The sequence below is a fragment of the Bradyrhizobium sp. genome, assembly GCF_036009065.1.
Lineage (GTDB): Bacteria > Pseudomonadota > Alphaproteobacteria > Rhizobiales > Xanthobacteraceae > Bradyrhizobium.
The window spans coordinates 1-9,928 of the sequence record NZ_DASYMN010000243.1 but is presented as its reverse complement, the minus strand read 5'-3'; the positions used below and the strand labels follow the sequence as shown (position 1 = coordinate 9,928).

Here is a 9,928-nt window from a genome sequence, read left to right as displayed (position 1 = left end):
GTCGGCGATGCCGGTGCCCACCGCATTGGCAAGCGTGACGTTGCCGGCCATATAGGCCGACATCAGGCCGGGCACGCCGAGCGCGGAATCCGGGCGGAAGGTGAGGGGATCGAGAAAATCGTCGTCGACGCGGCGGTAGATCACGTCGACCCGCTTGAGGCCCTCGGTGGTGCGCATGAACACCTCATCGTTCTTGACAATGAGGTCGCGGCCCTCGACCAGTTCGACGCCGAGCTTGTCCGCCAGGAACGAGTGCTCGTAGAACGCGGAATTGTAGACGCCGGGAGTCATCAGGGCGACCGTCGGCTCCGCCGAAGCGCTGACCGGCGCCACCGAGCGCAGCGCGGACAGCAGTTCGTCCGGATACTTTTCCACAGGTGCGACGCGGTGGCGGGCGAACAGGTCCGGAAATAGCCGCATCATGATTTCGCGGTTTTCCAGCATGTAGGACACGCCGGAAGGCGTGCGCGCGTTATCCTCCAGCACGAAGAAATTTTCAGGCTCGGTACGGATGATGTCGATGCCGGCGATATGGACATAGACGTCGTGCGGCACGTGCTGGCCGTTCATCTCGGGGCGGAATACCGGGTTCTGGAAGATCAGGTCGTCGGGAATGATGGTGGCGCGCAGGATATCGCGGCCGTGATAGACGTCGCGCAGGAACATGTTGAGCGCGCGGACCCGCTGTTTCAGGCCCTTTTCCAGCAGCGTCCATTCCTTGCCCGAAAAAATCCGCGGGATCACGTCGAAGGGGATCAGCCGTTCCTGGGCTTCGGCGTCGCCATAGACGGCAAAGGTGATGCCGATCCGGCGGAACAGCAGTTCGGCCTCCTGGCGGCGATATTCCAGCGCGTCAGGCGACGTCTCCTTGAGCCAGCGGGAGAGTTCCTGGTAGGCCGGGCGGAGGTCGCCGCCGGGCCCGTTCATTTCGTCGAACGCAACTGCCATATACCCCGACTGTTTTTACCCGACATTTCGCTCGACTATTTTCTTGGCCGCGCAACACAGTGCATGACAAAAAGGGATGGTAGCAAGGCCCGGGCCAGCGCGATATGCATGGGCCGGACGGCATTTGGAACAGGTGAGTGGCGGCTTTGCCCGAAAAAACAGCTAGAACCTGCTCATTTCGGCGGCAAAATAGCGCAGGTCCCACAGGTGGCGAGGAGAGGTCATGAGCGATATCGTCACTGCGGGAATCCTGGTGATCGGGGACGAAATCCTGTCCGGCCGCACCAAGGACAAGAACATCGGCTTCATCGCCGAATACCTCACCAATATCGGGATCGACCTCAAGGAGGTCCGCGTCGTCGCCGACGAGGAGGCCGACATCATCGCGGCGCTGGACGCGCTGCGCCACCGCTACGATTACGTCTTCACCACCGGCGGCATCGGGCCGACCCATGACGACATCACCGCCGACAGCGTGGCCAAGGCGTTCGGCGTCGGCATCGATCACCATCCGGAAGTGGTGGCGCGGTTTCGCGAACGTTTCCAGGGCGCCGGAGAACTGAACGAGGCGCGCTTGCGAATGGCGCGGATTCCCGACGGCGCCGAACTGATCCAGAGCGCGACCATCCTGGCGCCCGGCTTCAAGATCGGCAACGTCATTGTGATGGCCGGCGTGCCCTCGATCATGCAGGCGATGATGGACATCATCACGCCAAAACTGAAATCCGGCGTGCGCATGCTCTCGGATTCGGTCCGTGCCAATGCGCGCGAAGGCGACATCGGCGGGCCGTTGCGGGACATCGCCAATGCCCATCCCGAGACCGTCATCGGCAGCTATCCGTTCCAGGACGAGGACAAGAAGCCCAACACCAATCTGGTGGTCCGCTCCCGCGATCCGGAAAAGCTGAATGCGGCGATGAGCGCGGTGAAAGAGATGCTGGCCGGGCTGAATGTTGCGCGGTAGAGACACCGTCATTGCGGGTGCAGCGAAGCAATCCAGAGCCACAAGCAAGACTGGATTGCTTCGTCGCAAGGGCTCCTCGCAATGACGGAAATGATCAGGAGTAATCGTGGACAAGAATTCCTTCTTCTGGAAAATCGTCGACGGCCGCCTCCCACCGCCGCCTTGCGCGAAAACGCTGGGCATCGAATTCGCAGCGATCGATGGCGAGCGCGGCACGGCCGAAGTCAACTTCGAGGCGAAGCCGGAATTTCTCAATCCGGCTGGCAATGTGCAGGGCGGCTTTCTTGCCGCCATGCTCGATGACACCATGGGACCGGCGCTGACCGCGACGCTGGACGCCGGCGAATTCGCGCCGACGGTCAATCTCAACGTGCAGTTTCACCGGCCCGCAAAACCCGGACCGCTGAAGGGCATCGGCCGCGTGGTGCTGCGCGGCAAGGAAATCTGCCAGTTGAGCAGCGAACTGTTTCAGAACGACAAGATCGTCGCGACCGCGACGGCCACGGCGATCATTCGCAAGATGTAGGAGACAGGCATGGCGGGGGATATTCCGGAATTGAGCGCTCAGGAGCGGGCGGGCAAGGCGTTTCCGGTGTCGTGGGACCAGTTTCACCGCGACTGCCGCGCGCTGACCTGGCGGCTCAACGAGGTCGGGCCGTTTCATGCGGTGATCGCCATCACCCGCGGCGGGCTGGTGCCCGCGGCGATCGTGGCGCGCGAGCTTGGTGTCCGCATCATCGATACCGTCTGCATCGCCAGCTACGATCATGCCAAGCAGGGCGATCTGCAGGTGCTCAAGGGCATCTCGGCGGATACCGCCGCGCTCGGCGGCGGCACCGGCAAGGGACTGTTGATCGTCGACGATCTCGTCGACACCGGAAAAACCGGACGGCTGGTACGCGAGATGATGCCGGATGCGCATTTCGCCACCGTCTACGCCAAGCCGAAGGGCCGTCCGCTGGTCGACACTTTTATTACCGAAGTGTCGCAGGACACCTGGATCTTCTTTCCCTGGGATACCGCGCTAGCCTTCCTGCCGCCGATCCGCGACGGCGCGGCGTAGCTTGCGGCCGCCCCTGCAAAACCGGGTCACGCCTTCCGGCGACATCGTCTCGACGCCGTATCGCGGCCTGTTCACCGGCAACCGCGGCATCATCCACGATCCCGCGACGCGTACGCTGCTGAACCGGCGCTGGAGCAGCAAGGCGTGGATTACCTGTACTTGTGAATTCCGCGGCCGCCGCCGCGACGTGATGGGCACGCGAAGCTGGACCGAATTGTTCTTTGTCGACGAGGCAACCGCGTTCGCGGCCGGGCACCGCCCGTGCTTCTACTGCCGCCGCGACGACGCCAACGCCTTTCGCGCGGCGTGGCAGCGGGGGAATGACGTTGCGCATGCAAGTGCACCCGATATCGATGCGGTGCTTCACCGCGAGCGACTGGATCGCCGCAACAAGCGGTTACATGAGCTTCCCATGCCGCTTCATGCATTGCCCGATGGCGCGATGGTGCAGGCGGCAGGCGAGAGTTATTTGATAGCGCGGGGTAGGGCGTTGCTGTGGTCGTTCGAGGGATATCGCAAAGTGCAGGGCATCACCAACGCCATGCTTCTGACGCCGCCATCGGCGCTACGTGCGTTAGCCGCGGGATATCGGCCTGTGCTGCATCCGACTGCCGTCCAACAAACCGAACCGTCATCCTGAGGAGCCGCGCACTTGCGCGGCGTCTCGAAGGATGGCCGTATACGCGCCTGTGGCCATCCTTCGAGGCTCGCCGTGAAGAACGGCGAGCACCTCAGGATGACGGCGGTGTTTGTGGCGGCTCACCCAAACCGCTGCCGTGCCAGCTTCGCCCCCGCGCCGAGCGCCATCAGCTTTGCTTCGGCGATGTCGCGATGCATCGGCGCCATGCCGCAATTGGTGGTGGCGACGATGTTGCTCGCCGGGACGTGCCTCATCACCGCCTCGATCGTGCTCACCACATCCTCCGCGGTCTCCACGGCATCGCTGGCGACGTCGATCACGCCGGCCTGCACGATCTTGCCCTTGAGCAGGGCGAGCAATTCCAGCGGCACCTTCGAATTGCGGCATTCGATCGCGACCTGCTGAATCGAACTCGCGTCGATCGCCGGAAAGATGTCCTGATACTGCCGCCACTCGCTGCCCAGCGTCTGCTTCCAGTCGGTGTTGGCCTTGATGCCGTAGCCGTAACAGATGTGAACGGCAGTGGCGCAGGTCAGCCCCGCGGCGGCGCGTTCCAGCGCCTTGATGCCCCAGTCGCTGACCTCGTCCATGTAGACATTGAAGGCCGGCTCGTCGAACTGGATCACATCGACGCCGTCGGCCTGCAGCGCCTTGGCTTCCTCGTTGAGCAGTTCGGCGAACGCGAATGCCATCTTGACGCGGTCGCCATAATACTGGTCGGCGATGGTGTCGATGATGGTCATCGGGCCGGGCAAAGTGAACTTCAACTGATGCGAGGTGTGGGTGCGGGCGATGCGCGCCTCGTCGGCGTGGACGCGGCCCTTCAATTTCAGCGGCGCCACCACCTGCGGCACCATCGCCTTGTAGCGGTCTTTGCGGATTCCCATCTCGACCTTGTGCGCGAAATCGATGCCGTCGATATTGGCGAGAAAGCCGTGCACGAAATGCTGGCGCGCCTGCTCGCCCTCGGTAACGATATCGATGCCGGCGTCTTCCTGCAGCTTTACCGCCAGCATGGTGGCGTCGCGCTTGGCGCGCTCAAGCTCGGCGCCTTGGGATTTCCAGGGCGCCCACAGCACGTTGGGCTCGGCCAGCCATTCCGGTTTCGGCAATGAGCCGGCGATCGTGGTTGGAAACAGCATGGGCGTCCCTCTCTGGTTTTTGATTTGGGCGTCTATCTGCCATGTCCTGAGCGCGGCGTACAGAACAACAAAAGTCCTCATACGCGGGCTTGACCCGCGTATCCATCCACTTCGCACGAGTCTCTCGAAGAGGATGGATTGCCGGGTCAAGCCCGGCAATGACGATTTTACTTGGGCCGATCATGCACTAGGATTGCACCAGACAACTGGACCGGGTTTGCCATGATCGACCTGCACTACGCGCCGACGCCGAACGGCTGGAAAATCTCGATCATGCTGGAGGAGCTGGGGCTGCCCTACACGGTGATCCCCGTGAACATCCGCGCCGGTGATCAGTTCAAGCCGGAATTTCTCGCGATCAGCCCCAACAACCGGATTCCCGCGATCGTCGATCATACGCCGACAGACGGCGGCGAGCCGTTCTCGGTATTCGAGACAGGCGCCATCCTGATCTATCTCGCGGAGAAAACCGGGCGCTTTCTGCCCGGGGATCTGCGCGGCCGCTCCAGAACCATCCAGTGGGTGATGTGGCAGATGGGCGGACTCGGGCCGATGCTCGGCCAGCACGGCCATTTTGCCCTCTATGCGCCAGAGAAAATTCCCTACGCCATCGAGCGCTATCGCGACGAGGCGGCGCGGCTGTACGGCGTGCTCGACCGGCAACTGGGCAAGACAGGCGCGTATGTCGCCGGCGAATATTCGATCGCCGACATCGCCTGCTTCCCATGGACCATGACCCACAAGGCGCAGGGTTTTACGCTCGACGATCATCCGCACGTAAAACGCTGGTACGCCGAAGTGCGCGCGCGCCCGCAGGTGCAGGCCGGGCTTGCCGTGGGCAAATTCGTCAAGGAGCCGTTCGATGAAGAGGCCCGGAAGAACATGTTCGGGCAGGCGGCGAAAGCGCTGTCGGGACAGAAATGATCCGCCGTCATTGCGAGGAGCTCTTGCGACGAAGCAATCCAGTCTTTTGCCTTGAAGCAGTCTGGATTGCTTCGCTTCGCCGGCAATGACGGGGCTGGCGCGTGAGTACAACAATGAAATCGGCTCAAGCCGCATAAACGAGGAAAGCACCCATGATCGAATTCTTCTTCGACTGCTCCAGCCCCTGGACCTATCTCGCCTTCCACAACATCCGGCCGCTGGCAAAGGAATTCGGCCAGGAGATTTCGTGGCGGCCGATCCTGGTCGGCGGGATTTTCAACAGCATCAACCCCAGCGTCTATGCCTCGCGCGAGCATCCGGTGCCGGCCAAGGTCAGTTATCAGAAGAAGGACATGGCGGACTGGGCGCGCTCGGCGGGTCTTGCGATCAAGATGCGGCCGACGGTGTTTCCGGTGAACAGCGTCAAGGCGATGCGCGGCTGCATTTTCTTACGCCAGGAGATGCTGCCGTTCGCGCGCGCGGTGTTCGAAATCTATTGGGGCGAGGACAAGGACATCTCGCAGGATGCGGTGCTGACGGAAGTTTGCCAGCGCGTCGGCGTCGACCCCGCAAAGTTCTTCGCAGGGATCGGCGATCAGGCGGTCAAGGACCAGCTCAAGGCCAATACCGACGAGGTGATGGCGCGCGGCGGCTTTGGCTCGCCGACCATCTTCATCGACAGGACCGACATGTATTTCGGCAACGACCGCCTGCCGCTGCTCCGCGAAGCGCTGCAACGCCGCAAGGCGAGCGCGGCATAAAAATGCCGCGCGCCGTAGTCTGCCGCGAACTCGGCCCGCCGGAGAAACTGCGGCTGGAGAGCTTTGCGTCTGTGCCGCTGGCCTCGGGGCAGGTGCGTGTCGCCATTCATGCGGCGGGTATCAACTTTCCCGACATTCTGATGGCGGCGGGCGAGTATCAGCTCAAGCCGGAACTGCCGTTCATTCCGGGCATGGAGGCCGCAGGCGAGGTGACCGAGGTCGACGGCGCGGCAAAGGGCGTCGCGGTCGGCGACAGGGTGATCGTGAAGTTGCGCCACGGCGGCTACGCCGACGAGGCCGTCGTCACGACGGCGCAACTCACGCCACTGCCGAACACATTCGACTATGCCGAAGGCGCGACGTTTCTTGCCGCGCACGGCACCGCCTATCATGGGCTGGTCGACCGCGCGCAGATCAAATCCGGCGAAGTGCTGCTGGTGCACGGTGCCGGCGGCGGCGTGGGCCTGGCCGCAGTCGAACTCGGCAAGCTGCTCGGCGCAACCGTGATCGCTGCTGCCTCGAGCGAGGAAAAGCTGGCGGTGGCGCAAGGGCGCGGCGCCGATCATCTGGTGCTGTATAGCCGCGAACAGTTCCGCGACGCGGTCAAGCGCCTCACCGACGGCCGCGGCGCCGATGTGGTCTATGACCCTGTCGGCGGCGAAATTTTTGAGCAGAGCCTGCGCTGCATCGCCTGGGGCGCGCGGGTTCTCATCATCGGCTTCACCGGCGGCATCGGTCTTGCCCGCACCAATCTGGTGCTGATCAAGGGTGCCAGCGTCCTCGGGGTGCGCGCCGGCGAAGCGGCACGGAAAAATCCGGCGCTGGCCGTCGCGCGCATCAAGGCGCTGGGCGAGTGGGCGGAGGCCGGAAAAATCCGGCCGAACATTTCGCACCGGCTGCCGCTGGAGGACTATGCGCAGGCGATGCGGTTGCTGATCGATCGCAAGGCGATCGGCCGCGTAGCGCTAAACACGAGGTAGTCGTCATCCTGAGGTGCTCGCCCTCTTGGGCGAGCCTCGAAGGATGGCCGCGAGTCGTGGCCTATCCTTCGAGACGCCGCGCAAGCGCGCGGCTCCTCAGGATGACGGAGGAATTTGTGGAAGTGTCGTCACTCATATTCCCGCTCTTCCCACCACGGGAAATAGTCGGGCATATCCGCCGACACCGTATTCTTGAACACCGCGGGCCGCTTTTCCAGGAACGACACCACGCCTTCCTTGACGTCCTCGGAACGGCCGCGCGTGTAGATGCCGCGGCTGTCGACCTTGTGGGCTTCCATCGGATCGTCGGCGCCGAGCATGCGCCACATCATCTGCCGGATCAGCGCCACCGACACCGGCGCGGTCTTGTCGGCGATTTCGCGCGCCAGCGCGCGGGCGGCCGGTAACAGCTCATCCGCCGGCACCACTCTGCTGACGAGGCGGCCGGCCAGCGCCTCCTGCGCCGGAAACACCCGGCCGGTGTAGCACCACTCCAGCGCCTGGCTGATGCCGACGATGCGCGGCAAAAACCAGCTCGACGCCGCCTCCGGCACGATGCCGCGCTGCGAGAACACGAAACCGAACCGCGCATTCTCCGATGCAATGCGGATATCCATCGCCAGCTGCATGGTGACGCCGATGCCGACCGCGGCGCCATTGATGGCGCCGATCACGGGTTTCAAGCATTTGAAGATGCGCAGCGTCACCTGGCCGCCGCCGTCGCGTGCGTTGGGATCGCTGTAATCGACGGCGCCATTGGCGAGCCGCTTTACCGGTCCGCGCCGTGCGTCGCGGTCGAAGGTTTTTGCGCCTTCCGACAGGTCGGCGCCGGCGCAGAATGCGCGGCCTGCGCCGGTGACGACAATGGCGCGGATCGTGTCGTCCTTGTCGGCCGCATCGAAGGCGTCGATCAGTTCCTTCTGCATCGCGCCGTTGAAGGCGTTGAGCTTGTCGGGCCTGTTCAGCGTGATGGTGAGGATTTGTTCGGCGACCTCGTATTTGATCGTCTCGTAGGTCATCGGGTGGTTCCTCCAGTGATTGTTCGCGTTGTTTGTTCTGCCGTCATCCTGAGGTGCTCGCCGCCTCTTGCGGCGAGCCTCGAAGGATGGGCCGCAGGCGCAAGCGGCCATCCTTCGAGACGCCGCGCAAGCGCGCGGCTCCTCAGGATGACGGCGGTGTTATCTCTTCGGCGCCGCCGGCCAGGGCCTCTGCGGCCCGCGCAATCCCTCGAACGCCTTTGCCATCCGCAGCACGCCGAGGTCGTCAAAGCGGCGGCCGACGATCTGCACGCCGATCGGAAAGCCGGCGGCGCTGTAGCCGCCGTTGATCGAGGCCGCCGGATTCTCCGCCATGTTCCACGGCACGGTGTAACCGATGTGCTCGAACGGTTTTGCCGGATCGTTGATCGGCGAGGCCAGTTCGGCGGCGAAGTTCACCACCGGAGACACCGGCGAAATCAGATAGTCGACGTCGACGAACAACTTTGCCGCCGCGGCGCGGATCGCCATCGTGGCATTGAGGCCCCTAATTACATCGAGGCCCGTGAGTTTCGCGCCGGCCTCCGCCCATTTGTAGATATAAGGCAGCGCCTTGCCGCGCATCTCCGGCGCGAGTTTTGAAAGATCGTCCCACGCGCGCGCACGCCAGAAGGCGTCGAGGCCGTCAAGCATCTCGCGCGTCAACACGCCCGCCACCTCGGTGATCCCGGCGCCGGTGGCCTCGAACGCGCGCGCGGCGCTGATCGCCACGTCGCGGACTTCCTGCTCCAGCGGCTGTCCGACGCCGAGGTCGAGCATCAGTCCGATGCGCAATCTGCGCGGCGGGCAGGAGAGCGCCTTCCAGTTGATGTCGTCAGGCGGCAGGCTCATGCCGTCGCGGCGGTCGGGTTTTGACAGCACGCTCATCATCAGCGCGGCGTCATCGACAGTGCGGGTCATGGGACCTGCAACGCGGCCGACATAGGGCGGATCGATCGGAATTCGCCCCAGGCTCGGCTTCAGCGCCACCAGGCCGCACCAGCAGGCCGGCAGCCGTACCGAGCCGCCGATGTCGGTGCCGAGATGCAGCGGGCCGTAACCGGCAGCGCCCGCGGCGGCCGCGCCGGCGCTGGAGCCACCGGGATTTTTCGACAGATCCCAGGGATTGCGGGTGAGCGGGTGAAAGCTCGATAGCCCCGACGACAGCATGCCGTAATCCGGCATGGTGGTTTTTGAGAAGATCACCGCACCCGCTTCGCGCAATCGCGCCGCCGGCGGTGCGTCGGCAGCTGCCGCAATGAGCTTGGTGGTCGCGGCGCCGAGCGGCACCGGCACGCCCTTGGTGGCTATGTTCTCCTTGATGGTGATGGGCACGCCGTCGAGCGGACCGGCCGGCTCGCCTTTCTGCCAGCGTTCGCTCGACGCTTTGGCGGCCGCGCGCGCGCGCTCGGGATCGAACGCGTACAGCGCCTTGATATGCGGCTCCCACACCGCGATGTGCGCGAGCACATCCTCCAGCACTTCGGAGG

The 9,928-nt window shown here is 63.9% G+C and carries 11 protein-coding genes; 7 read left to right on the top strand and 4 right to left on the bottom strand.

Annotated elements, in window-relative coordinates:
* Positions 1–948: circularly permuted type 2 ATP-grasp protein (locus VGP39_RS14745; protein ID WP_327568841.1), on the bottom strand; the 948-nt coding region annotated here is incomplete at its 3' end.
* Positions 949–1,171: 223 nt separating this feature from the next.
* Between VGP39_RS14745 and VGP39_RS14740 the strand changes: the two genes are divergently transcribed.
* From VGP39_RS14740 to VGP39_RS14725, 4 genes are all read left to right on the top strand, one after another.
* Positions 1,172–1,912: a competence/damage-inducible protein A gene (locus VGP39_RS14740; protein WP_327568840.1), complete on the top strand. Its 741-nt coding sequence runs from the start codon at positions 1,172–1,174 to the stop codon at positions 1,910–1,912.
* A gap of 106 nt (positions 1,913–2,018) precedes the next feature.
* Entirely contained in the window at positions 2,019–2,438 is a 420-nt protein-coding gene (locus VGP39_RS14735) for a PaaI family thioesterase (protein WP_327568839.1), read from the top strand.
* 9 nt (positions 2,439–2,447) lie between these two features.
* A complete protein-coding gene (gene gpt / locus VGP39_RS14730; protein ID WP_327568838.1) occupies positions 2,448–2,975 on the top strand; it encodes a xanthine phosphoribosyltransferase in 528 nt (175 codons plus the stop codon).
* Between the two features lies 1 nt (position 2,976).
* Positions 2,977–3,615 carry a hypothetical protein gene (locus VGP39_RS14725; protein WP_327568837.1) on the top strand — a complete coding sequence of 213 codons (639 nt, stop codon included), beginning with the start codon at positions 2,977–2,979 and terminating at the stop codon, positions 3,613–3,615.
* A gap of 119 nt (positions 3,616–3,734) precedes the next feature.
* Here VGP39_RS14725 and VGP39_RS14720 read toward each other — a convergent pair whose 3' ends face one another.
* Positions 3,735–4,757 carry a methionine synthase gene (locus VGP39_RS14720; protein WP_327568836.1) on the bottom strand — a complete coding sequence of 341 codons (1,023 nt, stop codon included), beginning with the start codon at positions 4,755–4,757 and terminating at the stop codon, positions 3,735–3,737.
* Between the two features lie 222 nt (positions 4,758–4,979).
* Between VGP39_RS14720 and VGP39_RS14715 the strand changes: the two genes are divergently transcribed.
* The 3 genes from VGP39_RS14715 to VGP39_RS14705 all read left to right on the top strand — a co-directional run bounded on the left by VGP39_RS14715 (position 4,980) and on the right by VGP39_RS14705 (position 7,422).
* A complete protein-coding gene (locus VGP39_RS14715; protein ID WP_327568835.1) occupies positions 4,980–5,681 on the top strand; it encodes a glutathione S-transferase N-terminal domain-containing protein in 702 nt (233 codons plus the stop codon).
* Between the two features lie 152 nt (positions 5,682–5,833).
* Positions 5,834–6,442, top strand: coding sequence for a 2-hydroxychromene-2-carboxylate isomerase (locus VGP39_RS14710; RefSeq protein WP_327568834.1), 609 nt, complete (start codon positions 5,834–5,836; stop codon positions 6,440–6,442).
* 2 nt (positions 6,443–6,444) lie between these two features.
* Positions 6,445–7,422, top strand: coding sequence for an NADPH:quinone oxidoreductase family protein (locus VGP39_RS14705; RefSeq protein WP_327568833.1), 978 nt, complete (start codon positions 6,445–6,447; stop codon positions 7,420–7,422).
* A gap of 128 nt (positions 7,423–7,550) precedes the next feature.
* On the opposite strand, the gene VGP39_RS14700 is transcribed toward VGP39_RS14705, so the two are convergent.
* Positions 7,551–8,441 carry a crotonase/enoyl-CoA hydratase family protein gene (locus VGP39_RS14700; protein ID WP_327568832.1) on the bottom strand — a complete coding sequence of 297 codons (891 nt, stop codon included), beginning with the start codon at positions 8,439–8,441 and terminating at the stop codon, positions 7,551–7,553.
* Between the two features lie 159 nt (positions 8,442–8,600).
* The coding region (locus tag VGP39_RS14695; RefSeq protein WP_327568831.1) for an amidase at positions 8,601–9,928 on the bottom strand (1,328 nt) is incomplete at its 5' end.

What these genes read in the sequence shown, in the direction of transcription:
- VGP39_RS14740 (WP_327568840.1), top strand. Translation starts at nt 1,172, where the DNA reads ATGAGCGATATCGTCACTGCGGGAATCCTGGTGATCGGGGACGAAATC.
- gpt (WP_327568838.1), top strand. Translation starts at nt 2,448, where the DNA reads ATGGCGGGGGATATTCCGGAATTGAGCGCTCAGGAGCGGGCGGGCAAG.
- VGP39_RS14720 (WP_327568836.1), bottom strand. Translation starts at nt 4,757, where the DNA reads ATGCTGTTTCCAACCACGATCGCCGGCTCATTGCCGAAACCGGAATGG.
- VGP39_RS14715 (WP_327568835.1), top strand. Translation starts at nt 4,980, where the DNA reads ATGATCGACCTGCACTACGCGCCGACGCCGAACGGCTGGAAAATCTCG.
- VGP39_RS14710 (WP_327568834.1), top strand. Translation starts at nt 5,834, where the DNA reads ATGATCGAATTCTTCTTCGACTGCTCCAGCCCCTGGACCTATCTCGCC.
- VGP39_RS14705 (WP_327568833.1), top strand. Translation starts at nt 6,445, where the DNA reads ATGCCGCGCGCCGTAGTCTGCCGCGAACTCGGCCCGCCGGAGAAACTG.
- VGP39_RS14700 (WP_327568832.1), bottom strand. Translation starts at nt 8,441, where the DNA reads ATGACCTACGAGACGATCAAATACGAGGTCGCCGAACAAATCCTCACC.